Annotated in this window: 27 protein-coding genes and 1 tRNA gene; 8 read left to right on the top strand and 20 right to left on the bottom strand. The window is 66.3% G+C overall.

The genetic code is table 11. The annotated features are described in order from the left end of the window. Window positions 1–12: 12 nt before the first annotated feature. Entirely contained in the window at window positions 13–267 is a 255-nt protein-coding gene (locus VIL42_02155; protein HEY8591648.1) for a hypothetical protein, read from the top strand. Here VIL42_02155 and VIL42_02150 read toward each other — a convergent pair. From VIL42_02150 to VIL42_02110, 9 genes are all read right to left on the bottom strand, one after another. Then, window positions 264–1268, bottom strand: coding sequence for a hypothetical protein (locus VIL42_02150; GenBank protein HEY8591647.1), 1005 nt, complete (start codon window positions 1266–1268; stop codon window positions 264–266). The genes VIL42_02155 and VIL42_02150 overlap by 4 nt on opposite strands. Before the next feature lie 10 nt (window positions 1269–1278). Then, window positions 1279–3741, bottom strand: a complete 2463-nt coding sequence (locus VIL42_02145; protein ID HEY8591646.1) for a fimbrial biogenesis outer membrane usher protein — start codon at window positions 3739–3741, stop codon at window positions 1279–1281. Beyond that, complete coding sequence (locus VIL42_02140) at window positions 3741–4493, bottom strand: fimbria/pilus periplasmic chaperone (protein HEY8591645.1); 753 nt, start codon at window positions 4491–4493, stop codon at window positions 3741–3743. Before VIL42_02140 ends, VIL42_02145 begins: the two co-directional genes overlap by 1 nt. A gap of 50 nt (window positions 4494–4543) precedes the next feature. Further along, window positions 4544–5128 carry a hypothetical protein gene (locus tag VIL42_02135; protein HEY8591644.1) on the bottom strand — a complete coding sequence of 195 codons (585 nt, stop codon included), beginning with the start codon at window positions 5126–5128 and terminating at the stop codon, window positions 4544–4546. An 86-nt stretch (window positions 5129–5214) separates the two neighbouring features. Then, entirely contained in the window at window positions 5215–5811 is a 597-nt protein-coding gene (locus tag VIL42_02130; GenBank protein ID HEY8591643.1) for a hypothetical protein, read from the bottom strand. Window positions 5812–5955: 144 nt separating this feature from the next. Then, complete coding sequence (locus VIL42_02125) at window positions 5956–6585, bottom strand: response regulator transcription factor (protein ID HEY8591642.1); 630 nt, start codon at window positions 6583–6585, stop codon at window positions 5956–5958. Further along, window positions 6586–6879 (bottom strand): Hpt domain-containing protein, encoded by a 294-nt coding sequence (locus tag VIL42_02120; protein ID HEY8591641.1) that lies wholly within the window; start codon window positions 6877–6879, stop codon window positions 6586–6588. Beyond that, window positions 6872–7255, bottom strand: a complete 384-nt coding sequence (locus VIL42_02115) for a response regulator (GenBank protein HEY8591640.1) — start codon at window positions 7253–7255, stop codon at window positions 6872–6874. The genes VIL42_02120 and VIL42_02115 overlap by 8 nt, the downstream gene beginning before the upstream one ends. A gap of 1 nt (window position 7256) precedes the next feature. Then, on the bottom strand, window positions 7257–9722 hold the full coding sequence (locus tag VIL42_02110) for a CHASE3 domain-containing protein (GenBank protein HEY8591639.1): 2466 nt from the start codon (window positions 9720–9722) through the stop codon (window positions 7257–7259). A gap of 216 nt (window positions 9723–9938) precedes the next feature. On the opposite strand from VIL42_02110, the gene VIL42_02105 reads away from it, so the two are divergent. Next, window positions 9939–11357 (top strand): amidohydrolase family protein, encoded by a 1419-nt coding sequence (locus VIL42_02105; GenBank protein ID HEY8591638.1) that lies wholly within the window; start codon window positions 9939–9941, stop codon window positions 11355–11357. A 1-nt stretch (window position 11358) separates the two neighbouring features. Here the strand turns inward: VIL42_02105 and VIL42_02100 are convergent. Further along, a tRNA-Arg gene (locus VIL42_02100) sits at window positions 11359–11435 on the bottom strand. 110 nt (window positions 11436–11545) lie between these two features. Here VIL42_02100 and VIL42_02095 point away from each other — a divergent pair. Beyond that, on the top strand, window positions 11546–12064 hold the full coding sequence (locus VIL42_02095; protein ID HEY8591637.1) for a DUF1003 domain-containing protein: 519 nt from the start codon (window positions 11546–11548) through the stop codon (window positions 12062–12064). On the opposite strand, the gene VIL42_02090 is transcribed toward VIL42_02095, so the two are convergent. Both VIL42_02090 and VIL42_02085 read right to left on the bottom strand, forming a co-directional pair. Continuing rightward, on the bottom strand, window positions 12061–12219 hold the full coding sequence (locus tag VIL42_02090) for a hypothetical protein (protein ID HEY8591636.1): 159 nt from the start codon (window positions 12217–12219) through the stop codon (window positions 12061–12063). The two genes, VIL42_02095 and VIL42_02090, sit on opposite strands and share 4 nt — an antisense overlap. Before the next feature lie 39 nt (window positions 12220–12258). Then, window positions 12259–12435, bottom strand: a complete 177-nt coding sequence (locus VIL42_02085; protein HEY8591635.1) for a hypothetical protein — start codon at window positions 12433–12435, stop codon at window positions 12259–12261. Window positions 12436–12671: 236 nt separating this feature from the next. Between VIL42_02085 and VIL42_02080 the strand changes: the two genes are divergently transcribed. Next, on the top strand, window positions 12672–12929 hold the full coding sequence (locus VIL42_02080) for a hypothetical protein (protein HEY8591634.1): 258 nt from the start codon (window positions 12672–12674) through the stop codon (window positions 12927–12929). A 67-nt stretch (window positions 12930–12996) separates the two neighbouring features. Next, window positions 12997–13332, top strand: coding sequence for a hypothetical protein (locus VIL42_02075; protein ID HEY8591633.1), 336 nt, complete (start codon window positions 12997–12999; stop codon window positions 13330–13332). Here the strand turns inward: VIL42_02075 and VIL42_02070 are convergent. The 8 genes from VIL42_02070 to VIL42_02035 form a co-directional block, all read right to left on the bottom strand. Continuing rightward, window positions 13256–13591: a hypothetical protein gene (locus VIL42_02070; protein HEY8591632.1), complete on the bottom strand. Its 336-nt coding sequence runs from the start codon at window positions 13589–13591 to the stop codon at window positions 13256–13258. The two genes, VIL42_02075 and VIL42_02070, sit on opposite strands and share 77 nt — an antisense overlap. Before the next feature lie 108 nt (window positions 13592–13699). After that, window positions 13700–14950, bottom strand: a complete 1251-nt coding sequence (locus VIL42_02065; GenBank protein HEY8591631.1) for an N-succinylarginine dihydrolase — start codon at window positions 14948–14950, stop codon at window positions 13700–13702. Further along, on the bottom strand, window positions 14950–15966 hold the full coding sequence (locus tag VIL42_02060; GenBank protein HEY8591630.1) for an arginine N-succinyltransferase: 1017 nt from the start codon (window positions 15964–15966) through the stop codon (window positions 14950–14952). The genes VIL42_02065 and VIL42_02060 overlap by 1 nt, the downstream gene beginning before the upstream one ends. Beyond that, complete coding sequence (locus VIL42_02055; protein ID HEY8591629.1) at window positions 15963–17171, bottom strand: hydrolase; 1209 nt, start codon at window positions 17169–17171, stop codon at window positions 15963–15965. The genes VIL42_02060 and VIL42_02055 overlap by 4 nt, the downstream gene beginning before the upstream one ends. A gap of 50 nt (window positions 17172–17221) precedes the next feature. Beyond that, on the bottom strand, window positions 17222–18310 hold the full coding sequence (locus VIL42_02050) for an inorganic phosphate transporter (protein ID HEY8591628.1): 1089 nt from the start codon (window positions 18308–18310) through the stop codon (window positions 17222–17224). Between the two features lie 12 nt (window positions 18311–18322). Next, window positions 18323–18964: a DUF47 family protein gene (locus VIL42_02045; GenBank protein HEY8591627.1), complete on the bottom strand. Its 642-nt coding sequence runs from the start codon at window positions 18962–18964 to the stop codon at window positions 18323–18325. A 70-nt stretch (window positions 18965–19034) separates the two neighbouring features. Then, complete coding sequence (locus VIL42_02040; GenBank protein HEY8591626.1) at window positions 19035–19508, bottom strand: RNA pyrophosphohydrolase; 474 nt, start codon at window positions 19506–19508, stop codon at window positions 19035–19037. Window positions 19509–19512: 4 nt separating this feature from the next. Then, window positions 19513–21444: a CocE/NonD family hydrolase gene (locus VIL42_02035; GenBank protein HEY8591625.1), complete on the bottom strand. Its 1932-nt coding sequence runs from the start codon at window positions 21442–21444 to the stop codon at window positions 19513–19515. A gap of 143 nt (window positions 21445–21587) precedes the next feature. Between VIL42_02035 and VIL42_02030 the strand changes: the two genes are divergently transcribed. The 3 genes from VIL42_02030 (at window position 21588) to VIL42_02020 (ending at window position 25569) form a co-directional block, all read left to right on the top strand. Further along, complete coding sequence (locus VIL42_02030) at window positions 21588–23486, top strand: 2-oxoacid:acceptor oxidoreductase subunit alpha (GenBank protein ID HEY8591624.1); 1899 nt, start codon at window positions 21588–21590, stop codon at window positions 23484–23486. Between the two features lie 119 nt (window positions 23487–23605). Further along, on the top strand, window positions 23606–24619 hold the full coding sequence (locus VIL42_02025; GenBank protein HEY8591623.1) for a 2-oxoacid:ferredoxin oxidoreductase subunit beta: 1014 nt from the start codon (window positions 23606–23608) through the stop codon (window positions 24617–24619). 11 nt (window positions 24620–24630) lie between these two features. Then, window positions 24631–25569, top strand: a complete 939-nt coding sequence (locus VIL42_02020) for a metal-dependent hydrolase (GenBank protein HEY8591622.1) — start codon at window positions 24631–24633, stop codon at window positions 25567–25569. Window positions 25570–25594 lie beyond the last annotated feature (25 nt).

The raw sequence follows: 25594 nt of genomic DNA, 5'->3' as shown, positions 1-25594 counted from the left end.
GGAGGACAAGAGTTGCCGCACCTCAGCTTATTCGCAGTCGCCGTCGCCGCTTCCCTGCAAGCGCCCGTGGGCCACCAGCAGGTCGGCCTTGGCGTCGAGGTGAGCGGGTTCGTTCCCGCCAGCTGCTGGACCGCCCCGTCGGCGACCGGCTCACCGGCCTGGCGGTGCAACAGCTTGCCGCGCGTCGACCTCAGGACGACACTTAGCGATCAGCCGGACTCGGCGCCGGACCGCCTTCCGCGGATCACCGTTGCGCCCGAAATCTAGGGCGCGCCGCAGCTGGCGCCGGACTGCGGATCGACCAGCGGCGTGATCGTGACGATCAGATTGTCCTGGTAGTTCGGCGAGGGCAGCTTGCCCTGACCCCCTTCCAGCAAAGTCGCAACCAGCGGGATGCGGATGCCCTGGCTGGGCGCACTGCCGGAAAGGCCGGCGCGGCTGCAGACTTGGCGCACTGTGGTGGTGTTGGCCGGGCTGCGGGTCTGGCCGAGCAGTGCCGCCTGATAGCCGATCGACTGGGTGGCAAGGCTGGTGTTCCCGCCGGGGTAGCTTAGCTTGTAACCCTTCTCCGACCGCATCTCGACGGAATAGGGGCCCGAGCTTGCGACCCGGATATAGCCAGTGCGCGGACCCGGGTCGCTCGCGACCTGGGCGCTGGTCTTGGTGCCGATCTCGCCGAAGTCGAGCGCCGGCCCGACATAGCTGGCCTGAAGCGCGCTCAGCACGTTGACATTGATCTGGATGGCGCTGGTAAGCTTGGTCGGGACCGCCACGTCGCGCATGCCGCCCGTGCCGTTGCAGACGTAGAGGATGTCGAAGCGGATCGGCTGGCCAGCCGAAAGGTCCAGCCCGGCGGGCACGGTGACGACCAGGTTGAAGGGCGTCGACGTGTCCGGCGCTGACGCACCGCCGAAATTGTAACTGATCTCGCCCGGGTTCTGCGAGCCGATCGTCGGCCGCCCGCCGGTTGCGCCTTCCGTATAGAGTACGGACACACCCTGGTAGAGCACCTGGTAATTGGGCGTGTTGGCCGGCTTGGTGAGGACGAAGTTCACCGTCTGCGTCTTCGCCGATCCCGACGCATAGCGCGTCAGGACCAGGGGCACGGTGATCTGCTGCAGGCCGTTCGGACCGAACGGATCGTAGGTGATCGACGAGGAGGCCTGCGCCTGCCCGGTCACGCCGCAGGCGGTCTGCGCCAGTGCCGGCTGCGCCGCGAGTGCGAGCAGCATTCCCCCGAATGCCGCCAAGATGCGAACCAACTTCATGTTTCCGTTCCTATTCGCTTCTCGCCGACGGCCGCAGCTCGCCGACGGTCAGGACGCCCTCCGCGTCCCTCGGGATGTCGATGACGAAGCTGCTCTTCTGCTCGTCGTTCATCTGGATCTGCCACCGCCCGGGCGCGAGCCCGACGGCGCCGAACCGGCCTTCGCGATTGGTGAAGACCGCCACTTCGCGCGCGTCTTTCTTGCCGATCTCGCGGATGGTGCCGGTGATCAGCGACAGCGCCGCGCCGTCAGAATTGGTCAGCTGGCCGACTGCGGTGACGTTGTATGCGGACCCGACCGTCAGCACGTGGCCGCTATGATAGGCGGGGAACAACCGGAACGTGCCCTGCCCAAGGTCGGCCGTCGCTGGCGCTTCCGGTGCGTCGACCACGATCGTGCGGTCGAGATAGGAGGAGAGCGCGGGGTGGAGCGCGGTGCCGAGCTTGCCGGTTTCCGCGATATAGCCGAACGGCGTCCGGTCGACCTCGACTGAGGCGCGGCGGAGGCTCGGATGGCCCCGCACGACCGCGAAACTGTCGTAGACGGGTCTGCCGATCGAAAAGCTGCCGTCGGCGAAGGCGAGGGCGGTGCCGACCCGGATCGACGACCGCTGGCTGACCGACGAGCCGAAGTCCTTTTCGAAGCTGCCGAAGTGGCTGAAGCCCAGCTCCGCGCGGTTGGCGACATAGCTCGCCGTCACGTTCGCGCCGGCGCCTGCCGCGCTGCGGTCGAGATCGGCGATGATATTGTAAGCGCCGACGCCGTGCCCTCGGAAGGTCGAGTAAGACAGCCGGGCGCGATTGAAGCGCGTGTCATATTCTGCGCGTGCGTTCGAATAGCGGCCGATGCGCCAGGTTGCGGTGATCAGCCCGGATACCCGGCGCTCGAACGTATCCCGCTCCCAACGCGCCTCCGCCGCCAGCGTCAGCGCGTCGCTGATCCGCACGCCCAGGGTCCCCCGCGCGTTGTAAATGTCGGTCTGGGTGCCGCGACCGCGGGAATAGCGTCCGTCGACTGCCGCAAAGATGTTGTCGGTCAGCGCCCGCGAGTAGCCGCCGCCGGCTTCCCACGCGAACAGGTTCAGCGGCTCAATGACACCGAGGACCGCGAACTCGCGGCTGCGCTTCTCGAAGAACAGGTTGAGCGAATCGGCTTCGCCGCCGGGGCGGTTGATGACGCGCTGGAAGGTGACGAGCGCCGCATGGCCGATGCCGCCGCCGCGCCGGTTCGACAGGCCGAACGTGCCCGAGACGGTGCCGAGCGGGCTCGACCAGATGCCTTCGAAGCCGCCCATCTGGACGCGCCGGTCACCCTGGAAGTTGGCACCGAGCGTCAGATTTTCGCTGAACCCGTGGCGGATGAAGCCGCTCGTCGCGAAGGACTTGGTGTAATCGGGACCGCGCACGCCCGACGAGGCAAGGACGCCGCTGTAGAGGCCGAATTCGGTTAGCCCCCTGCCGAGCTGCGACTGGTCGAGGAAGATGTTGAAGCGGAAGACCTGCGAACGGCCGGCATCGTCGAGCACCACGAGGCGGACGTCGTTCGCGCCCTGCGTGAACGGAAAGTCGCGCAGGTCATAGCTGCCGGGTTCGAGCTGGAGCCGGCGGATGAGCTGCCCGTTGACCTGCACCTCGACCGTCGAGGGGCGGGTCAGGACGAAGCTGCGGTCGCCGCGCGGACGCGAGATCCGCTGCGGCTGGAGCACGTTGTAGGACCGGTAGACCGACAGGCCGGCAAGCTGCGGGACCGACTGGAAACCGCGGCCGACCGGCTGCAGGTCGCCGGCTGTCCAGCGCATCAGCCGAGATCGGTCGTCGTGCACCAGCCGCGATCCCGCTCGGTAGAAGGTGCGGCCGCTTTCGCCGGGCTGCCACAAGGCCTCGCCTTCGGCGACTACGCCGAGCAGGCGGACGGCGCCGTCCAAGAAGGTGACCGGCTTCTGTAAGCCGCCGTCGCCATGCAGATAGTCGAGGTTGCTGCGGAGGTTCAGAAAGCCGCTGAACTTCGCCGGCTTCAGCGCCTCGCCGACCATCTGCTCGTCGAAGTTGCTCACGTCGACGCTGCGGGACGCGCGGCGGTCGGCGGCCACTTGGAGGTCGACCGCAAGTTCCTGCGCATTGTACTTCAGCGCCACGCCCGCCTTGGCGAGTTCGGAGGTGGTCAGGTTTCCGGCCTTGCGGAGCCCGGCAAGCGCCTTTTCGTCGAGCACATTGGAGAGCAGGTCGAGCAGGCGGCCTGACGGAACGCGGATGCTGTCGTCGGGATCGATGTCGATGATGAGGTCGCCGACGTTCCGCCCCTGGTCGCGCAGCGGCACGGTCAGGGTGACGGTCCGCGCGGTCGGGTTGGCGTCGCTGCCGTCCCCGGCGATGACCAGCTGCCCGGCGCGCGCTTTCGGCTGCGCATGCGCGGGCGCGAGCGGGGCCAGCGCTGCGCAGCCGCACAGCAGGAAAAGGCGGGCCGTCGAGCGCATCAATTGTCCGGCGTGTACTGCACTTCGATTGGGCCGCTGCCCGGCAGCTCCAGCGGCAGCGTCACGCGGCGTTCCTGGCCGGCGCCAACGAGGCCGTAGCCGATCGCCTGCTGGACCTCCGGCGCGCTGTAATTGTGCTTGTAGACTTCGCGGCCCGACGCATCGCGCTGGACGAGGCGGAGCCTGCCGTTCGCGAGATAGCCGTGCGCCGCCGAAGGATTGCTGAAGGTTACGACGGGCACGAACTTGCCGTCGGCGGTGCGCTGGACTTCGGCGCTGTTCACCTTGATCGCGGGCTTCACGCCGTCAGGGGCGACGCTGACCAGCACCTGGAAATTGTACAAGACCTGCACGGCCGACTGGCCCTGCTGCAGCTGCACGGGAAGCTGCGCGACGGTGACATAATAATGCTTGCTGCGGGTCAGGTTCCCACCGCCGACATATTGCACGCGGAACGACTGGGTCTGGCCCGGCTGGATCGTCGCCTGCGGAGGGAAGACGAGGAGGTCGCCCGATGTCTTGCCGGTGCCGCGGACGCCGTTCGCGTCGACGCTAAGCTCCTCGATCCGAAGCTCGACGGACAGCGGGTAGCTGAACGTATTCGTCACGGTAATCGTCTGCGTCATCCCGCGCCCGCCGGTGGTCAGGTTCAGCACGACCGGTTGCACGGTCATCGCGGTGGCGGGTGTCGGCGCCAGCATCAGCGATGCGGCGAGGAGGATGGCGAAAAAGGATTTGATCTTAGCAATCACAACGCAACTCCGAATGCTGACGTAGGTTTGCACCAACGAACCTTTGCTCGTCAAAGTGCCGGGCTGACGGTCACGGTCAGCGCGTCCGTGTAGGTCCCTTCGACCAGCACGGTCGACCCGCTGCGAGCCGGAGCGCTGACCCGGATGTACGAGCCCGCCTGGTTCACTGCGGCGCTGCCGAGGCGAAGGCCCTGGCTGGTCGTCGCCGCGCCAGCGAAGGCGCAGGCCGAGCCGCTGACCAGGGTTGAAGCAGAGCAGGTCGCCTGGGCGCTCGACCCGTCGTTCGCGACCAGGTTCAGCGTGACGCTATAATCGGCCTTGTTGGCATAGCCGGTCGGGACCGAGGCGTTGGTGAGGAGCCCGCCGTTGGCGGAGGTGATCGCCACCCGGGACGGCCCGGTGCAGTTCAGGGAGAAGTCGAACTGGCCCGCAAGGCCTTGGCGGTCGAAATCGGCCTGCGTGTAGGTGCCGGTCGGGGCAGCGCCCTCGGCGAAGCCGCAGCGGCCGCCGACGGATGCAGTGACGGGGATCGTGAGCTCGACCGGCTGCCCGCCTGCATATGACGTTTGGGCAGTCTGCGCATGGGCAGTGCCGGCGGTCAGCAGCGTGACGAGCAAGAAGAGGAGGTGCTTCACGGTTCCAGTCTGAAATGGTTGGGACGAAGACGATGCGGGGAATGGACCGGAGGGTTGCCCCTCCGGTCTTGCCCCCCACCCGCTGGTTAGATGGTCGGTTCGATCGAGACGCTGACGACGCTGCGGTACGTGCCCTCGTTGAGGATGCTCGCGGCGCCGTTCTCGGCCTTGAGCGCCGAGATGCTGACCTCGACGTTATTGTCGGTGCCACCGGCGATCCGGCCGGCCAGCTTCTGCTTCACCATCGTCGTGTTGACGTCGGTCTTGTACTGGACCTCGGTCGGCGTGGTGGCGGCAGCGGTCTTCACCTTGAGCGACGCGGTATAGTCGATGTCGTTCGAGTAGCCGGCGCCCGGGTCGATTGCGCCGCCGGTGTTCAGACGGGTGGCGCTGACGCCGATCGTCGGGTTGGCGCTGGTGCAGACGACGCGGGCGGCGACCGTCTTGCCGTCGGCAGCCGTAGCGCCACCAAGGTCGCTGCGAAGCGTGCCGTTCGCCGCGTCGAGACGGCCGAGGTCGATGCTGCCGGTGAACGTCTGCTTGTCGACGCCAGCTTCAATGATCGAGCAGCGGCCGGCAACGGTGCCGGTGACATTGACGGTGCCGGTGGCGGTCTGCGCGGCGGCCGGGACGGCCGAGAGCGCCGTTGCTGCGGCAATAAGTGCAAGAGCGATCTTCTTCATTTCCAAACTCCGTTCCTTCGTGTGATCTGGTGGAACAGGATTTGGCAGGCTGCCGCGCGCAGCCACATTCATCGACTATCGAAATCGACATGTACGTTGGTTAGGCGGTGACTATATCCGACGATATAGCCGCCTCAGGACGTCCTAGGCGACGTCCTTGTACGCGAGCAGCGCCAGCTCCATCCGGCTGCTTACGCCGAGCTTGTCGAAGATCTTGTGGAGGTGGACCTTCACGGTCCCTTCTCCGATGCCGAGCTCGCCCGCGATCTCCTTGTTGCGCATGCCCTGGAGCAGCAGGCTGGTGATCGCGCGCTCGCGTGGGCTGAGCGGCTTGAGCGGGTCGGACGCTGCCCCTTCCGGATTGAGGCTGATCTCCATCGCGCGCTGAAGGACCTCGTGCTCGATCCAGCGCCGTCCTTGGGCGACGGCGTCAAGGCAGGTCAGGAGATGCTGCGGCGCCGCCGCCTTGATCACCAGTCCGTTGAGGCCGAGCTGGAGCGCCTCATAGACCCTCTTGTCGGAGATGCTGCCGGTCAGAAGCACCACGGGGCGCTTGTCGCCGCGCTCGCGCAGCGTCCGCAAGATGTCGAGCCCGCTGCGCTTGGGCATGTCGAAATCGAGCAGGAGCATGTCGGGCCGCTTCGCTGCGAGCGCGTCGAACACCGCTTCGCCGTCGGACACGGTCGCGACCACTTCGTGGTTGGAAGAGCCGAGCAGGAGCTTGATGCCCTCAAGCGTCAGCGGGTCGTCTTCGGCAATCAATAATCGTGGCACTCAGTCCTTAACCCCTGCGATTGTCTTGAGTTGCTCCACAAGGTCGCCTGCCAAGGCTTTCAGCGCTTCGCAATCGCTTGTGGGCGACTCGGCTGCTTCCTCGAGCAGCCGGGCCGAGCGGCTGAGTTCCGAGAAGCTGAAGATGCCGGCGGTGCCCGCAAGCGCATGGGCGGTCGACGCGATGGTCGCGCGGTCGTCCCGGCTCAGGGCGTCCTGCAGCACTTCTATCCTGTCGGCGCAGCGAACCACGAATTGCTGCCGAAGAGCCGCCATCCGCTCTTCGAACTCAGTCACTTGCTCCCTCGCGAAGGTAGGCCCGCACCGTGGCCGCAAGCTCCATCGGGTCGAAGGGCTTGGCGATGACGCCGATCGCACCCATTTCCATCAATCGGCTCTTGTCGGCCGCCTGGGTGCGCGCAGTGATGAACACAACCGGGATCCTGCTCGTGCGATCGTTCGCGCCAAGCGCGCGCAGTACAGCGGGCCCGTCCATCCCCGGCATCATCACGTCCAGCATGATGAGGTGCGGCTGCCATTCGAGCGCGGTGCTGATGCCTTCCGGGCCGCTGCCGCACGTCCGCACGTCCAGCTCAGGGTCGATCTGCAGCGCGATCTCCGCGACCGCGCGGATGTCCGGCTCATCGTCGACATAGAGGATTCGCTGGGTCACTTCAGGCTTGTCTTTCTTCTTTGACGACCCGCAGCACGGTGCCGACCAGATCTTCGAGTTCGACCTTGGACTTGGTCAGCATCGCCGCGACCCGCGCCGCGGTCTCCGGGTCCTCATCACTGGCGGTATAGATGACGACCGGTATCGGACTGCCGTCAGGTCGCCGCAGGTCGGGGAGCAGCTCGAGCCCGCTCTCGCCCGGCAAGGCAAGGTCGAGGATGACGAGGTCGGCAGCTTCGCTTGCCAAGGCCGTGCGCGCCTCGACCGCATCGCGCGCCGCCGTGATCCGTGCCCGGTCGCCAAAGGCCGCCTCGACGACACGGATGACGTCGTCGTCGTCTTCAACGTGCAGGACATGCAGTTCGCGAGCCTCTCCGTCAGCGCCGGTGACAAGCTCCGCTCCTCGGCGGATCTCCGCGGCCGAGGGCGCCTTGTTCAGCCAGTCGACCACCGCCAGCGCTTGGGAAACCTGGCCTTCCTCGTCCCCGGCAGCCGACGCGAGGATCGGCACACCGGCCAGGTTCGGGTGCGTGCGGATTAGCCGCACCAGCCGCGCCGCATCGTCGCCACCCAGCTGGAGCCCCAACAGGATTGCCCCGTAACTTCGCGCCGCGGACGCTTCCGACAATTCGTCGATGCCGCGCACGACCGCGACCTCGATGCCCTGCTTCTCCAGCGATGCGGCGATCGCTGCACTCAGCCGCTCGTCGACCTGGAGAAGGAGCACGCAGCGGGCGCGGCTGCGGTCATCGCGCGCAGCCGGCAGGTCGACGTGGAAGGACGTGCCCTTTGCCGACGTCTGAAATGCGATCGCCCCGCCGCTCCGGTCGACGATCTCCTTGACGATGGCAAGGCCCAGGCCCGTCCCGCCCTTGCTGCGCGTGTCGCTGCTGTCCGCCTGCGCGAACTTGGTGAAGATCCGCTCGTGAAACTCCTCGGGAATTCCCGGTCCGCAGTCGCTGACCGTGACCCGGTGCATTGCGGTTCCCGGCGTGATCCGCACCCGCACCGCTGCTCCGGCAGGCGAAAACTTGATCGCGTTCGACAGAAGGTTTGTGAACACCTGGACCAGGCGGTCGTGGTCGGCGGTGACGATCGCGTCTGCGCCGCCGTGCTCAAGCGCGACTTCGACGCCCGCGCCCAGTGCGAAGCCGAGGTTCGACTGAATGGAGTTCTGTACCAGCTCCCGAAGGTTCAGCGGGCGCTGCTCGAACACCATCTTGCCGGACTCGATCTTCTCTATGTCGAGGATGTCGTTGATCAGCCGCACCAGCCGCTGGCTGTTCGTGTGAGCGATGCCGATGAGCTTCGCTGCGCGCGGATCGATCGCGCCGACCGCGCCGCCGGCGATCAGCCCCAGCGAGCCCGCGATCGAGGTGAGCGGCGTTCGAAGCTCGTGACTGACGGTTGAGACGAATTCCGTCTTCATCCGCTCCGTCCGCCGCCGCTCGGTCGCGTCGCGGACCGCCAGCAGGAACTTCAGCCCGTCGGCGAGCTGCACGGGGCTGATCGCGACATCGGCGTCGAAGGTCGATCCGTCCGCCCGCCGGCCCATGAATTGCTGAACCTCCCGCCGCGCCTCGCGCTCTGGCTTGGCCAGCCGGTGCAGAAGCGCGCGAACAGTGCGGTCCCTTGCGGGAATCGCCAGAAGCCGCGTGATCGGCAGCCCGCGCGCCTCCCCTTCGCTCATGCCGAGCAGCCGCTCGGCGGCGGGGTTCAAATCCTCGATGCAGCCGTCCTCGTCGAGCACGAGCATGGCGTCGAGGGCGTCGTCGAAAATGGCAGCCTGTCGCGCGCTTTGGTCGGCGGCTTCCGCCGTTGCTTCCGTCAGACGCCGGACGTTGGCGAGATATGCAACGTAAGCCGACGCGAGCAGCGCCAGGAGCAGCAGCTGGATCGCTCCGCTGATCAGCTGCACGCGCTGGCGCGACGCGGCCGCTTCTGCACTGAGGGACGCGAGCTGTTGTCGTTCGCTGCTAACAAGCCGACGGACCCGATCGCGGATCCGGTCCATGACCCTTTTGCCCTCGCCGGCGGAAATCAGCGCCACGGCCTCGGCTCCGCGGCCGTTCATGCGCAGCTGGACGACTTGCCGCGAAAAAGCGAGCTTCTCCCGGGTCAACTCCGCCAGCCCCGGCAGCTCGCGGGCGATCTGCGGACTGGCGGGGGCCATCCGCTTCAGCGCTTCAAAGGTGGTCGCCGTCCGCGCCCGGCCATCGTCATAGGGCTGCAGGAAGTCGCGATTGCCGGTCAGCACATAGCCGCGCTGCCCCGTTTCAATGTCCTGATGGACGCTCAGCAACTGGTACAGCTGCGCTTGGGCCGCGTGCGACTCCTCGACCCGGTCGCGCAACTGCCGGTCGTCGCGGAACTGGTCGACCTGGATCAGCACCAGGAACAGGATGAGCGCGAAAGACGCCGCGCCTAAAGCGAACCGGCCGGCCCGGCTGAACAGCAGCTGCGTCATGCGGCGCAGGCGCCTTGTCTTGCCCTCGCAAACCGATCCAACCCGCCAGCCGTCATTTGACGGTGACTATGGGCAGATCAGTGGAATCACAATGTGCGGCATGGCGGCCATCAACTGCTTCCCGGTCGAAGCCTGTGGCGCCCTTGTCGATCTGAGGCTGGACCCGGGGTGCGCGTGGCCACATCAGCAGGCGTGGGCATCAAGGGGGGAGGTCTCGTGCATTTTCGAAGGCTCATTGTGGCGCTTGGCGCCTTTGCGGCAACGCCGGCTTTCGGCCAGCCCGCCGAACCGCTGGCGATCGTCGGCGCGACCGTCTTGCCGATGGAAGGCCCGGAGCGCCTCACCGACCAGACGGTGATCGTGCGCGGCGACCGCATCGAGCAGGTCGGCCCGCGCAGCCGTATCAAGGTGCCGGCGAACGCACGCCGGATCGACGCTCGCGGGCAGACTCTGATGCCCGGCCTCGTCGACATGCACATCCATCTGTCGCCCGTGAACGGAGAGGCCGGCGATGCGGCCCAGCGGGCGCTCGCCGTCATGCTGGCCCACGGCGTGACGACCGCACGCGGCATGGCCGGATCCCCCGGCAACCTCGTGGTCCGTGGGAAGATCGAAGCCGGCGAGCTCGCCGGGCCGCGTCTTTATGCCGCAGCGCCGGCTCTCCACGACAAGAACACGCCGACTGCGGAGCAGGGAAGGGAGGCGGTACGCAAGGCGGCGGCGGCGCAGTTCGACCTCATCAAGTCGCACGAGCTCAGCGATCCTCTCGTCTGGCAGGCCGTCGCGGATGAAGCGCGCAAGGCCGTGATTCCGACCGCGGGACACGTCAACAATGCGGTCGGGCTCGATCGAGCGTTCACTGCCGGCCAGCAGGTCGAGCATCTCGACGGCTTCATCGCCGAGATCGTGAAGCTGGTGGCGCCGGGGCAGTCGCTCGACTGGGGCCAAGTTCCGCCGCCTCCGGTGATTGCGACCGCCTCGAAGGTCAGCGACACCCAACTCGCGCAAATCGCGGCCAAGGCCGCGGCTGCGCGGTCTTGGCAGGTGCCCACTCTGTCCCTGTTCGAAAAGATCGCCGACGTGACGACTCCGGCCGAACGGCTGATGACGAACCCGGACTTTCGCTACGTCCCGCCCCAGGCGCTGAAGCAATGGGCTGCGCAATTGGGCGAGCTCAAGGAGGCGGGCTACACCGCTGCCGACGCTGCCGCGTTCACCGAGCTCCGCCGGCGGATCGTCAAAGCGCTGCGTGATGCGCGCGTGCCGCTGATGGCCGGCTCGGACACCGCTCAGGCATTTCAGATCTGGGGTCCGGGCCTGCACCAGGAAGTGCGGGCGCTTGCCGCTGCCGGCCTTTCGCCCATGGACGCCTTGAAGGCGGCGACCGTGGTACCGCGCGATTATTTCCGTTCGCTTCCGAACGGCGGTTCCGCGCGCGGCTGGAAAGCCGATTTCGGGACCATTGCGCCGGGCGCACGGGCCGACCTGATCCTGCTTGGCGCCGACCCCAGCCGCAACCTCGATGCACTGAAGCGTCCGAACATGGTAATCGCCCGCGGCCGGCTGTTCGACCGGCCAACGCTCGACGCAATGCTGGAAAAGGTCATCGCCGACGCGAACCGGCCGGCGAAGTAAATGGCGCGCCCGAAAGGATTCGAACCTCTGACCCCCAGATTCGTAGTCTGGTGCTCTATCCAGCTGAGCTACGGGCGCGCGGGTGCCGGGAAACGGCTCGGCGCGACATAGGGGGAGCCGCCGGGTGGCGCAACCCCGATTGCCGACCAACCGGAACGCTGCTGCTCCGGCTTTCGTTGGCATGGCTTATGAACGAGGACGGCTCCCTTAACAGTGCGCTACGGCGCAACATCGATACCTTGCGGCGCCGGCGCGAAGAGGAGGAGCAGCGCGCCGCGCTCGATCAGAAGCTCGCCCGCGCTATCACTCGGTTCGCCGGGAGCATGGCCTTCGTCTACATCCATGCCACGATTTACGGCCTGTGGATCCTCGCCAATCTCGGCTGGGTGCCCGGCCTGCCGCGCTGGGACCCGAGCTTCGTCACGCTGGCAATGATCGCGTCGGTCGAGGCGATCTTCCTGTCGACCTTCATCCTGATCACCCAGAACCGCATGTCGGCCAACGCCCAGCGCCGGGCCGAGCTCGACCTTCAGGTCAGCCTGCTCGCCGAAGCCGAGATCACCAAGCTCGTCGAGCTCGTGTCGGCCATGGCCGAGCGGATGGACATCCATCCGGGCGAGCGCCACGAGGTGGAGGAAATGAAGAAGCGCGTCGCTCCTGAAGCGGTGCTCGATGCCATCGAGGAAACGGACGCGGACCTAGGCTAGCGCAAGAAGACCAGTGCTGCGACCGAGCCGATCAGCACCAGCACAATCATGACCAGCGCGATCCTGGCGTTCTGGCGCTTGCGCCGTCGCTCAGCGCGCTCCTTATCGGCGCGCCGGCGGCTCTTTTCTACGAAGTGCTTTTCCCAGTCGTCCACCGCGGCCGGTGGTTGCCGGATATATTCAGGAAATCAAGGTCAGCCGGCGAGCGCGCTTTGAACGCAGTGCGAAGGTGCGGTGCAGGCGATTGCCCGCTCGGCGAAGTCCTCGGCTAGCTTCGCGTGCCATGCGCGCGCATTCTCGCTGATCGCGCGCTGCGCGGCCATCCGCTCTTCCGATGCGCGCCGGCGATAGTAACGCTCGTTCGATTCCACCCCGGTCCCCTTCCGCTGAGAACCCTAGAACCATCCACCCTATTGGCTAACAGATGGTTAATATCCACAGCCGAATCGTTCCGCCTGCGGACTGTTTGATCCATAACGGCAACCCGCCTGTGCCGGAACAGACAAATGGCCCCGCAATGGGACAGCCGCGCCTGCGAACAATCTACCGGTGAAACCGAACGACTCGTCGCTCGTTGAACGGCCAAATGGTTTCGAAGGAAAGCACCATGCTGAGTTCGATCGAGGCGCGCCGGAATCCGTACAACCCGAGCGCTCGCGGTTATCACGCCGTCTATCATGACGGTGAAGTCAATCACTGCCCCGGCTGCGGCCGCACCCACTGGCTGATCGGCCGGGTGTCGGCCGAATGCGCTTTCTGCTCGACGGCGCTCCCGCTCAAGGAAGCGGCGACGCAGGGACCGGCGGCAGCGCCGGTATTCTGGAGCGGCAAGCGGCCGAGCTACGCTGAGCTCAACGCCGCTTAAGCGCGGTACCAGGTTAGGCAAAAGTCCGGATTAACGTCGGGGCGCGGCTAGGTTATAGTCGCGCCCCATGATCGTCATGGGCTTCCTCGCAGCAATGCTCGCGGCCGCCGCTCCGGGACCGGGCGGCGCGGGCAATTTCGTCCTCGTCAACGGCACGCCCGTGCCGCTTGCGGAGGTTTCGATCCGCCGTGCCGGCACTCAGGATTGGAAGGCGCTACAGGCATCGCCCGCGCCCGGCGCAAAGGCGCCAGTCACGTTCAAGGACGACGATTGCGCGTTCGACATCCGCGCCAAGGTCGATGGCGCGCCCGTCACCTGGGCCGGCGTCAATCTGTGCGACGTGAAATCCGTGACCTTGAAGAAGGACGGTTCAGCAGGCGCGTGGGTCGACTACGACCAATAGGCGCCCGGCGGCGTAGCGCCGCCCGATAGGGCCCGGCGGCGACCTGCGGCTCGGCCGGCTTCACCGAATCGAGGATCTTGGCACCCGCGATGAACACCACGCCCGTGCAGGCGAGGAACAGCAGCCAGCCGCCGAAGCCCGGATAGGTTTCCAGATAAAGCCGCCCGCGCTCCACCGCGCCAAGCGCGATGGCATAGGTCACAAGCCACGCTTCGAAGCGTGTCTTGATGATGAAAAGGCGTCCGATCTTCTTGAGCATTGCCATTCGTAAACGCGTAAACGTGCGAACGGCGGATTTGCGCCCGAAATTTCCTAAAGGATAGGGTTAAAGGTCCGTTTAGGAGGGACGCCTGTCCCACAGCGGGACTCAGGCTAGGTCGGCGAGGTCCAGTTCGTGGAGAAGCGCCGCGCGCGCGCGTTCGATATCGGCGATCAGCGCGTCGTTCTGAAGCTCGCCGGGCGCGATCTGCTCGGGCCAATGGCGACTCACGACATCGGCGATGCGGTCGAGCTTCTCGCCATCGACCAAGAACCGCGGGTCGACGCTGTCGGGATCGGCGACGACGCGCAGGCGCAGGCAGGCCGGGCCGCCGCCGTTGGCCATCGACTCCCGAACGTCGACGACCTTCACGCGCCGAATCGGCCCGTTGCCGGCGAGATGCTTTTCGACCCACCGCCACACGGACGGCGTGGCGCGCGCTTCCTCGGGCACGATCAGCGTCGTCTCGCCGTCCGGCGGCGTGACCAGCTGGGCGTTGAACAGATAGGATTTGATTGCGTCCTGAAGCGCCACCTCTGCCGACGGCACTTCGACATATTCGAACCCGTCGACCTGAGCCTCAAGCTGCGCCACCAGCGAGCCCTTGTCCGCGAACGCCTGCTCATGGGCGAGCAGCACGCGTTCGTTGGCGACCGCGACCACGTCATTGTGGAAGGCACCTGACGCGATCGCTTCTTCGGACTGCTCGACGAAGATGGTCCGCTGGGGATCGAGGCCGTGGAGCCGGGCGATCGCCCGCGACGCTTCGATGTGCTGCCGGGCCGGGAAGGCGCCGCCGGTGACGCCATAGACGAACACTTCGACGCCGCGCTCGCCGTGCCTGGGCGCAAGCCGCATGTGGTTGGCCGCGCCTTCGTCGCCGAACGCCGGCGGCACCGGGGCGTGGACGGCAAAGCCGTCGCCGCGGAAGGCGAGCCGCAGCTGCGCGAGCGTTGCCGGCCACTCATGGCTGCGATGCGGCATGGTGCGCAGGTTCGCGACCGTCAGGTGGCACTTGCCGTCGCTCGTGTCCGGCGCGGGGGAGACAGTCGCCGCGTTCGCGGCCCACATTGCCGAGGCCGACATCGCATTGGCGGCAAGGATCGGCTCGGCATGCTCGATGGTCGTGCCAAGCTCCGCCAGCCAGGCGCGGTCCGGGCGCGGGTGCGGTACGAACACGCCCTGCGCCAGGCCCAGCGCAAGGTTGGCGCGCATCTTCTCGATGCCCTGCAGCGCCGCCGCGCGGGGTTCCGATACCTGTCCGCCGTGGCTCATGGACGCGACATTGCCCAGGCTCAGCCCCGCATAATTATGACTCGGGCCGATGATCCCGTCGAAGTTGATCTCGCGAAGCGGCATCAGCGGGAGATCACCGCAATCTCGTCGCCGATCTCGGCTTCGAGCAGCTCGGCGGCTTCGCGGTCGATGCAGACGCCCTTGCGCGGAAGTCGGCGGACGCTTGCGCAGCAGGCGCGGAAGTCCTTCAGCCGCCCCTTGGCGACCAGTGCGCGCATCTTCCCGCCGTCCTCGATTTCACAGACCGTTTCGAGCTTGGATTCGCGGATGGTGCGGATGTTGTCGGTGCTGGCGGTCACCGTTGGACCGCCGTCGAAAATGTCGATGTACCGGTCGAAGCTGAATCCCTCTTCCTCGAGCATGCGCAGCGCCGCCCGGCCGCTCGGATGCGGCAGGCCCATGACCGATCGCGCCCCGTCGGTGAGGAGCGTCACGTATATCGGCGTCCTCGGCATCAAATCTGCGATGAACTTGGTGCCGTGCACCGCATTGAATTCGTCGGCTTCGGGAAAGGTCATGCCGAAGAACTTGCCGCCGAGCGCATCCCAGAAGGGCGCGTTGCCGCCTTCATCCATCACGCCGCGAAGCTCCGCGAGCGTGCGCGGGCCGAAGCGCTGCCGGTGAAGCTTGATGAAGAGGTAACGGCTGCGGGCAAGCAGGGAGCCCCAGCCGCCTGCGCGCATTTCCGGGTGCAGGAATAGCCCCCCGACCTCCGACGAGCCTTCGAGATCGGTGGTCAGCGTCAGCAGCTGGTTGCGAAAGGTCTTTCCCAGCTCCGGGCTCGACTGGGTGTGGGTGCTGAGGTGGTAGGAAAAGAAGGGCTGGTCGACGCCGACTTCGCCGAACACCTGGCAGGTCCCGCGGATCAGCTGACGTTTAGGATCCTCGAGCACGAACATGTAGAGGTCGTTGCCCTGGCGATCTTCGTCGCGGGCGAAGCTCTTGTCCGACTTGTCGATCTTGGCGACGAGGGTCGCCCGTTCGGGCGGCAGGTTGGTGAAGCCGCCACCGGTCAGCTTCGCCATCTTGTAGATCGCCTGGAAATCTTCGCCTTTGACGGCGCGGACGCGAAAGCTCATTGCGCCTCTCCGGCAAGCCGCAGGACGGTCAGGGCCGACAGCGCCGCACGCTCGGCCAGGCTTTCCGTGATCAGATATTCCTCCATGCTGTGGATCTTGCCGCCGCGCACGCCCATCGTGTCGACGACGGGCACGCCGCAGGCGGCGATGTTGTTGCCGTCGCACACGCCGCCGGATGGCTGCCAGCCGAACGACTGGCCGAGGTCCGCGCCGGCGGCCTGGACAAGCTTGAACAAGGCTTCGGCCTCTTCGTCCAGCGGCTTGGGCGGACGTGCGAAGCCCCCGTGGACCTCGATATAGACTTCGTGGCTTTTGGCGGTCTCGTCGACGGCCTTGGCGATCAGCCGCCCGGCGATCTCCTGGTCGTCGCCGGTGCGCGGCCGCATGTTGACGCGCAGGATCGCGAGGTCGGGCACGACATTGTTCGGGCCGCCGCCGTCGATCTTCGCCGGATTGATCGACAGGCCGGGGGTCTTTGACATGGAAAGCCGGAGCGCGAGCTCCGACGCGGCGACCACCGCATTGCGGCCGTCCTCCGGATTGCGCCCGGCATGCGCGGACTTGCCTTTGATGACGAATGAAAAGTTGCCGCTGCCGGGACGCGCGCCTGCCAGCGTGCCGTCCGGAAGCGCGGCTGGTTCGTAGGTCAGCGCCGCCCGCTTGCCCTGCGCCGCCTGCTTGAGCAGCCCGGCTGACGCGAGCGACCCGACTTCCTCGTCGCTGTTGATCACGACTTCATAGCCGATGCGGTCGGCAAGCCTGCTCTTCTCGACTGCCTTCAACGCCGCAAGCATGACGGCAAGTCCGCCCTTCATGTCGGCGACGCCAGGCCCGTTGAGCACGCCCTCGTCGAGCCAGCGCGTCTCCTGGAACGCGTGGTCGGCGGCGAACACCGTGTCCATGTGGCCGGTGAAGAGAAGCTGGAGAGGGGCCGTCGGGCGGACTGTCAGGTGCAGGTGCCGACCGTGCGGGAGGTCCTGCGTCGCGCCCGCAGCGTCCACGGCGTCGACCTTCTGCGGCTGTTCGAGCCTGAGCAGCCCCGGCAGCGCCGAAAAGGCGTCGGCGAGGACTTCACCCATGCGCTCGAGCCCGGCAAGATTGCGCGAACCGCTGTTGATCGCCGACCATGCAAGCACCTGATCAAGCATCGGCTCGGCGCCTGCGCGCTCAACCGCTTCGCGTTCGCTGGACGTCAATTCCCCCATGCCCGGCTCCTAGCCGGGCCATTTGCCGAACGCCACACCGGGCCGACAGCTCAGGGGCGGGGGCGGAATGTCCGGCTGAGGAACACGAGCAGCGTCATGATCGCAATGCCGATCAGCACGCGCAAGAAATGGCCGTTGACCAGCCAGTAGAAGAGCGCCGCGACCGTCGCGGATGCGGGAATGGTGATGAGCCAGGCGATCATCACATTGCCGGCGACGCCCCAGCGCACGGCCGAGGCTCGGCGGGCGGCGCCGGCGCCGATCACGCAGCCGGTGATGGTGTGGGTTGTCGATACTGGAATGCCGAACCAGGATGCGGCGATCAGCATCACCGACCCGCCGGCCGAGGCGCTGAAGCCCTGGTGCTGCGACAGCTTGGTGATGCGGGTGCCCATCGTTTCGATGATCCGCCAGCCGCCCGTCATCGTGCCAAGGCCGATCGCGACATAGCAGCTCAGCGCGACCCAGTGCGGCACGTGGAATTCGCCGTGGAGATAGCCGGTCGAATAGAGAAGCACGGTGATGATGCCCATCGTCTTCTGCGCATCGTTGAGGCCGTGTCCGAGCGAGTAAGTGGCGGAAGAGACGAGATGAAGGGCGCGGAACGTCCGCTCGGCGCCCCGGGCAGTCGCACGCACGCCGAGCCAGCTCGTCACCAGCATGATCAGCATCGCCAGCATCATGCCCAGCGTCGGCGACAGGACGATCGCGACGAGCGTCTTGTTGAGGCCAGGCCACTGGATGGCGCTGACCGACGCGTGGGCGACGCCCGCGCCGACGATCCCGCCGACCAGCGCGTGGCTGGACGATGATGGAATCCCCTTCAGCCAGGTGACGACGTTCCAGAACATCGCGCCGGCAAGCGCGCCGAAGACGACGCCAGGCGTCACCAGATTGGCGTCGATAATGCCTTTGCCGATCGTCTCGGCGACGCGATGAAGCTCGGGGACGGCTAGCGACAGGAAATAAGCCGCGAAGTTGAAGAAAGCTGCGAAGCCCACCGCGGCGACCGGACCGAGCAGGCGGGTAGCGACCACGGTCGCGATGGAATTCGCGGCGTCGTGCAGGCCGTTCAAAAAATCGAACGCCAGCGCGACTAGGATCAGGCCGACGAGGAGGGGAAAGGCAAGCTCGTGCACTTGTGTTGCCCCTCAGGCGTGATCGATGACGATGCCGTCGATCTCGTTGGCGACGTCCTCGAAGGCGTCGGTGACCCGTTCCAGATTCTTGAACACTTCGCGCGCGACGGCGAAGCTCAGCGGATCGGTCCGGGCCTGCTGGAACGCCTGCTTGAGGCCGGCCGCGTGAAGATCGTCGGCGTCGCCTTCAAGGCTGACTAGGCGGCCGGTCAGCTCATGGAGCCTCGGGCCGTTCGCGCTGACGTTGCGCAGCAGCGGCACGGCCTGGGCGGTGACGTCCGCGGCTTCGCCAATCAGGCCAATGATCTGCTTCATTTCCGGCCGGAGTTCGCGAAGCTCGTAGAGGTCGATCGCGCGCGCGGCGGCGAGCATCTCGTCGATCGCATCGTCCATCGCGCCGATCAGCGAGGTGATGTCCCCGCGATCGAAGGGCGTCAGGAAGGTGCGCCGCACTTCGGTCAGGACATTGCGGATAATGTCGTCGGCCTGGTGCTCATGCTCCTGGATGTCGCTGAGCAGCTCGCCCGGGGAGACGCCGTCGTCGGCGATCCGCTGCAGCGCCTTGGCTGCCCCGACCAGTGTCGCGGCATGCGCCTCGAACATTCCAAAGAAATCGCCTTTGCGTGGAAGCAGGCGCTGAAACCAGTTTAACATCGTGCGACCCCCTGCAGGCGACGGTGCGGCTTAGTCGAGCCGCAGGAGTCTCGCAACTGACACCGAAGCGTCACAGATGCTCGGCAAATTCCTGAAGCAGCCGGGTGTAAAGATCGCGCTTGAACGGGACGATCAGCTCCGGAAGCCGCTCGGGCGCGACCCATTTCCAGGCGCGGAACTCCGGATGGGCGGTCACGATGTCGACGTCGCTGTCGCGGCCCAGGAAGCGGCAGAGGAACCAGTCCTGTTCCTGCCCCAGCCACTTGCCGCCCCATAGCCGCGGCCGCCATTCCTCCGGCAAAACGTAGCGCAGCCGCTCCGGGCAATCGGCGATTCGCTCGACCAGGTGCGGCGGGATTCCGGTCTCTTCCTCGAGTTCGCGGAGCGCGGTCGCCCACGGATCCTCGCCCTCGTCGATTCCGCCCTGCGGCATCTGCCACGCGTCCTCGGGATTATCGATGCGCGCCCCGACCCACACCTGTTTGTCGGCGTTGAGCAGCATCACGCCGACGCCGCGGCGGTAAAGATGATCGTTGCCGGTCACGCGCTCAGTCAGTCGCTAACGTGACCTTCGACGGATAAGCGGCCGAATGGTGAATGGCGTTGCGCGCCGCCCGCATGGCCGTGGTCGCGCCGTTGTTCGCCCCGGTGTTCAGGTTGCGGTCGTAGCGCGGGAAGTTGCTCGACGTGATCTGCACCCGGATGCGGTGCCCGGGCAGGAAGGTGTTGCCGGTGAACATCGGCGGCAGCACCACCTTGTAGACCTTGCCGGCCCGCATCATCTGCGGCCGGTCGTACCCGTCGCGATAGCGAAGCCGGTATATTGTATCGTCGAGATTGTAGGAGCGCCCGTCCGGATAGACGTCGGTCAGCTTGACGGCGAGGTCCGTGTCCGGCGCATCCGACGAGACGTAGAGTTCGAGCGTGATCGGCCCGCGCACCCGAACCGCGTCCGTCAGCGGCGGCGTCGAATAGACGAGCACGTCGTGCCTCGCTTCGACGGGCGCCTGGTCGTAGGCGCCGGCGGCGGGAATGCCGCCCATGCAGCAGGCGCCGCCGCCGAGAGTCTGCACCGGCCTTTTGGGATCGTAGACGAAGTTGTCGGCGTCGCGCCCGTCCGCCACCGGCTGGCCTGCGAGCAATCCGTCGCCAAAGACGCTGTTCGCGCCATTGCGGCTGGTCAGGTAGAACTCGAGCTTATTGGGCGCCTCGGTCATCGCCCGGTCGCCGGAAACCCAGCGGTTCTCGCCCATCTGGTAGGTCATGACCCGCGGCTGGCTCGCCTCGCCATTGTTCACGCCCTTCAGCTTCCAGTCGAAGAAGTCGATGATGCGTTTGTCCATGTCATAGCTGGGATCGCCGATCTCCCGCTCGCCCACGGTCTTTTTCGCCGGGTGCTGCTGAAAGCTGCAGTGAACGCCCGGAGTTACCACCAGAAACTGCTCGTCCTTGGGCCGCCCCGCGGCGACGTTCCGCCGGGCATAATCGTAGAGATAGAGGTTGGGCCCGACGCTGACGTCGTACCATGACACGCCCCACAGCGCCGGGACGCCGAACTTGTCGCCTTCATTGGCGAAGTCGATGCCTTTCCAGCGCGGATCGGCCGGGGACCAGCCCGCAAAATCGTCCCAATCGGTGCGCGGCCCGCCGACCGCCTTGTTGAGGTCGGTCACCGGCAGGTGCTGGTAATATTTAAGCATCTCCTCGGTCGAGCGCTTAGGGGTCGTCGCATAGTCCTTGAGCTGCATCGAATAGAGCTTCCACAGCCGCGCCTTCGCTTCGGGCGTCAGGTTCGGCGGGAACATCATGCGCTCGTCCGCGCCAGGGCCGCTGCTGCCGATATAATCGCGCATCCAGCTCGCGAAGAGCAGCTGCAGCGCGCCGCCGCGATAGATATTCCCCTGCTCGGCATAGGGACCGATTTTTCCGATGCCTGCGCCATAAGCGAGCACGACCGCTGCCTGGTGCGCCGGATGGTTCTGCGCGATCAGCGCCAGCTGCGCTTCCGCGCTTGACGAACAGCCGTAGGTGCCGACCTTGCCGGTCGACCAGGGCTGCTTGGCGATCCAGTTCAGTGTGTCGACGCCGTCCGGCCCGGCATTGGCCATATATTCGTGACGGCCTTCCGACATGTACATGCCGCGCTCGTTCTGGAAAATGATCGCATAGCCGCGCTCCATCAGCTTCTTTTCGAAGGCGGAATTGGGCTCGCCGAATGGATAGGGCGTGCGGACGAGAACGCTTGGGAACGGGCCGGGGCCCTTGGGCAGGAACACGCTGGTATCGAGCCGGACGCCGTCGCGCATCGGCACCCACAGCCGCTCCATCGCCTTGCCGACCAGGCCTTCGCTGGCGGCTGGGGCCGGCTGCGCCGATGCGTGCGAAAGCTGGGCGGCGGGAACCATGGCAGACAAGGCCGCCGCTGCCGTCCAGCGCAGCGGAAAAGACCATTTCCGGGTTTCACGTTGACGCTGGCTCATCTTTCCCCCGCTTTGTTCTTGTGGGGACTATGATGAGCGGCCTTCGTCTTGGCAATCGCGGGTCTGCGCCATCGGATCGGGCGTTCCTCCGCGGAACTCACAACATGGTGGCGCGCGCCGCAAGGCGCTTCTAAAAAGGCCACATGGCCACAGCCACGCACACCATCACCCACGCGGAAGCGGCCGCGCATCCTTCGCCCGAAGCCATCGTCGTCCGGTTCGCCGGCGACAGCGGCGACGGCATGCAGCTGACCGGCGGTCAGTTCACCCTGTCCACCGCGCTCGCCGGCAACGATCTCGCGACCTTCCCTGACTTTCCGGCGGAGATCCGCGCCCCGCAAGGCACGACCTTCGGCGTCTCCGCCTTCCAGATCAATTTCGGCTCGACCGCGATCGAAACCGCCGGCGACCAGCCCGACGTGCTCGTGGCGATGAACCCGGCGGCGCTGAAGGTGAACGTCGAGCAGCTTCGCGAAGGCGGGCTGATCATCGCCGACGAAGGCGAGTTCACGCAGCGCAACCTCGCCAAGGCCGGCTACGACCAAAACCCGCTGGAGGACGGCAGCCTCGGCCGCTGGCAGCTCGTCAGCTTCAATATCTCACAGCTGACGCTCGATGCGGTGAAGCCGTTCGGCCTCGGCAACAAAGAAGCCCTGCGCTGCAAGAACATGTGGACGCTGGGCCTCGCGCTCTGGATGTTCGACCGGGACCGCCAGCCGATCGTCGACTGGCTGAAGACCAAGTTCGCCAAGGCGCCCGAGCTCGCCGAAGCCAATATCGCCGCGCTCAACGCCGGCCACGCTTATGGCGAGACCGTCGAGATCGGCGGCGTCCACCGCCATCATGTCGCCGCCGCGCCGGCTGAGCCCGGCCTCTACCGCACCGTCACCGGCGCCGAAGCGCTCGCGCTAGGGCTGGTCGCCGGCACCCAGCTCGCGGGCCTGAAGATGTTCTTTGGCGGCTATCCGATCACGCCGGCGAGCGCGCTTCTTCATCACCTGTCGCGCCTCAAGGAATATGGGATCACCACGTTCCAGGCGGAGGATGAGATTGCCGCCATCTGCTCCGCCATCGGCGCCAGCTATGCGGGCCAGCTTGGCATCACCTCGTCATCCGGCCCCGGCATCGCGCTGAAGACCGAAGCGATGGGCCTCGCGATCATGACCGAGCTGCCTTTGGTCATCGTCAATTCGCAGCGTGGCGGGCCTTCGACCGGCCTCCCGACCAAGACCGAACAGTCGGACCTCTACCAAGCCGTCTACGGCCGCAACGGCGACGCGCCCCTGCCGGTGATCGCCGCCCGCTCGCCCGCCGACGCGTTCGACTGCGCGATCGAGGCGTGCCGGATCGCCACCCAGTTCATGACTCCGGTGATGCTGCTGACGGACGGCTATATCGCCAATGCCGCCGAACCGTGGCGGGTGCCGGACATGGGCGGTTACGAACCGTTCCCGGTCACCTTCTTCGACCAGGCGCCGGGCGAAGGCGAGGGCGTGATGCCCTACGCCCGCGACTGCAACCTCGTGCGTCCGTGGATCAAGCCGGGCACGCCAGGGCTCGAACACCGCATCGGCGGCATCGAGAAAGCTCCGGGCAGCGGCAACATCGACTATTCACCCCGCGCTCACCAGGAAATGACCGACGCCCGCGCCGCCAAGGTGCTGAACGTCGCCCAGACGATCCCCGATCAGGAGGTCTGCCTCGGCCGGGAAGGTGCGAAGCTCGCGGTGGTCGGCTGGGGCTCGACCTTTGGACCGATCCACCAAGCCGTCCGGCGCGCGATTGCCAAGGGTCAGGACGTTGCGCACGTCCATATTCGCCATATCTGGCCGATGCCCAAGAATATGTCTGTCCTCTTGAAGGGCTTCGATCATATCCTGGTGCCCGAAATGAACATGGGCCAGCTCAAGACGCTTCTTCGCGACCAGTTTCTGGTCGACGCTCGCGCCCTCAATAAGGTCAGCGGCCACCCGTTCCGGATTGCGGAGATCGAAGAGGCGATTGCCACTCAGTTGGGCGCAGACTCGCGCGCGCACGCGTAGGGCCGTGGCAATTGTGAACTTTCGCGGACGACCGGCATGAAACAGATCAACGTCTTTCCGCTCGTGATGCTGCTGATCGCGGTCGTCTTCCTTATCCTCTGGCTTAACGGCGCTCTTTCATGAACGACATGTCCCCCGTCACCACCACCGCCAAGGACTGGGCGTCGGACCAGGAGGTCCGCTGGTGCCCAGGCTGCGGCGATTATGCGGTTCTGAAGGCCGTTCAGCGGACGATGCCGGACCTCGGTGTCGCTCGCGAAAAGACGGTGTTCATCTCCGGCATCGGCTGCTCGAGCCGCTTTCCTTATTATATGTCGACCTACGGCTTTCACACGATCCACGGCCGCGCGCCCGCGATTGCGACTGGCGTGAAGCTCGCGAACCCGGAGCTGGACGTGTGGATCATCACGGGCGACGGCGACGCGCTGTCGATCGGCGGCAACCACACGATGCACGTGCTGCGCCGCAACCTCGACTGCCAGATCCTGCTGTTCAACAACGAGATCTACGGGCTAACCAAAGGCCAATATTCGCCGACCAGCCGGATCGGCACCCGCTCGCCGTCGACGCCGTTCGGATCGGTCGACCGCCCCGCGACGCCCTGCGCTTTCGCGCTCGGCTCGGGCGCTCGGTTCATCGCCCGCGGCATCGACGTGCACAAGAACCTGCCGGACGTGCTGAAGGCAGCCCACGCCCACCGCGGCGCCAGCTTCGTGGAAATCTACCAGAATTGCGTGGTGTATAACGACGACGTGTTCGCCAGCTTCACGGAGCGCAGCGTCGCGCAGGAGCGGCAGCTGTGGCTGAAGCCCGGCGAGAAGATGCTGTTCGCGGGCGGCACCAAGGGCCTCGCGCTCGATGTCGAGAACCTCCGGCTGAAGGTGGTCGAGGGCGACGATCCCGCCGTCATCGTCCACAACCCCAAGAACAAGGGCATCGCCTCGATGCTCATCGACCTGCCGGAAGGGTTCCCGGTCGCGCTCGGCGTCATCTACGAAGATCCGGCCCCGACCTTCGAAAGCGCCGTGGTCGAACAGAATGCGGCCGCGGCATCGGGCAAGAAGGCCGACCTGCAGGCGCTCGTCGCCAAGGGCCAGACCTGGCAGGTCGACAAGGAACCGCACCAGATCTGACGCGGCCATAATTGGATAACATCACCCACTCGATGGCGGGCTGGGTCCTGGGGCAGACTGGCCTCAAGACCAAGTCGCGCAAGGGCCTCGCGGCGCTGATCCTCGGCGCCAACATGCCGGACATCGACGTCTTCTTCGGCAATTTCCCGTGGACCCCGCTCGCCACCCACCGCGGCTTCACCCACGGGATCGTCGGCGGCGTGGCAGTCATGCCGCCGATCCTGTTCGGATTGTTGTGGCTGCTCGACCGCTGGCAGGTTTCCCGAGGGGCTGAGTTCAAGAGCGGCCTGGCGATGCGGGCCTGGTGGTTGCTTGCCCTCTGTTACATCGGGGCGCTCACGCACCCCTATCTCGATCTGCTGACCACTTACTCGGTCCAGCTCTTTTCGCCTTTCTCCGGCCGCTGGTGGCACGCCGACGGCCTGTTCATCATCGACCTGTGGCTGTGGCTGCTGCTCAGCGGATCGATTTTCTGGTCGAAGCGGCGGGAGAAGCGCGGCCACGGCGACTGGCAGCGGCCTGCGCGCATCGCTGTGGCGATCACGCTCGCTTACGTCAGCCTCAACCTGGCGATCAGCGAACGCGCCAAGGCGCGAGTGCTCGACGCGGCGCCCGCCGCAACCCGCATCTTCGCTTCGCCGCCGCCCTTTTGGTCATGGCGGCGCGACCTCGTCTGGCAGGAAGGCGATTGCTACCGCCGGGCCGCCTACAGTCCGTTCAGCGGCTTCGCCGGGCCGAGCGCATGCGAGCCGACGAACATGCGCGATCCGCTCGTCCGGCAGGCGCTCCGCGAAACCCCATCGCTTCGCAAGTTCCTGAACTGGTCGATCCTTCCGCAGGCCAGCGTCGCCCGCTCCGGCTGCGCCGCCAACGTGTCGATCGGCGACGCGCGCTACGGCCGCTTCCGCAGCTCGCGGCTGGCTCGTGGAGTGACTATCCGCACCTGCTGAACACCGCCCAAAGCACGGGTCGCCA

It is taken from the genome of Sphingomicrobium sp. (assembly GCA_036563485.1).
Taxonomy (GTDB): domain Bacteria; phylum Pseudomonadota; class Alphaproteobacteria; order Sphingomonadales; family Sphingomonadaceae; genus Sphingomicrobium.
This window is presented reverse-complemented; position numbering and strand designations above follow the sequence as displayed.

Coding starts and splice junctions, on each gene's coding strand:
- VIL42_02075 (HEY8591633.1), top strand. CDS start 12,997: ATGATCGTCATGGGCTTCCTCGCAGCAATGCTCGCGGCCGCCGCTCCG.
- VIL42_02080 (HEY8591634.1), top strand. CDS start 12,672: ATGCTGAGTTCGATCGAGGCGCGCCGGAATCCGTACAACCCGAGCGCT.
- VIL42_02150 (HEY8591647.1), bottom strand. CDS start 1,268: ATGAAGTTGGTTCGCATCTTGGCGGCATTCGGGGGAATGCTGCTCGCA.
- VIL42_02060 (HEY8591630.1), bottom strand. CDS start 15,966: ATGAGCTTTCGCGTCCGCGCCGTCAAAGGCGAAGATTTCCAGGCGATC.
- VIL42_02110 (HEY8591639.1), bottom strand. CDS start 9,722: ATGACGCAGCTGCTGTTCAGCCGGGCCGGCCGGTTCGCTTTAGGCGCG.
- VIL42_02035 (HEY8591625.1), bottom strand. CDS start 21,444: ATGAGCCAGCGTCAACGTGAAACCCGGAAATGGTCTTTTCCGCTGCGC.
- VIL42_02045 (HEY8591627.1), bottom strand. CDS start 18,964: ATGTTAAACTGGTTTCAGCGCCTGCTTCCACGCAAAGGCGATTTCTTT.
- VIL42_02070 (HEY8591632.1), bottom strand. CDS start 13,591: ATGCTCAAGAAGATCGGACGCCTTTTCATCATCAAGACACGCTTCGAA.
- VIL42_02145 (HEY8591646.1), bottom strand. CDS start 3,741: ATGCGCTCGACGGCCCGCCTTTTCCTGCTGTGCGGCTGCGCAGCGCTG.
- VIL42_02030 (HEY8591624.1), top strand. CDS start 21,588: ATGGCCACAGCCACGCACACCATCACCCACGCGGAAGCGGCCGCGCAT.
- VIL42_02130 (HEY8591643.1), bottom strand. CDS start 5,811: ATGAAGAAGATCGCTCTTGCACTTATTGCCGCAGCAACGGCGCTCTCG.
- VIL42_02065 (HEY8591631.1), bottom strand. CDS start 14,950: ATGCCGCTTCGCGAGATCAACTTCGACGGGATCATCGGCCCGAGTCAT.
- VIL42_02095 (HEY8591637.1), top strand. CDS start 11,546: ATGAACGAGGACGGCTCCCTTAACAGTGCGCTACGGCGCAACATCGAT.
- VIL42_02025 (HEY8591623.1), top strand. CDS start 23,606: ATGAACGACATGTCCCCCGTCACCACCACCGCCAAGGACTGGGCGTCG.
- VIL42_02055 (HEY8591629.1), bottom strand. CDS start 17,171: ATGGGGGAATTGACGTCCAGCGAACGCGAAGCGGTTGAGCGCGCAGGC.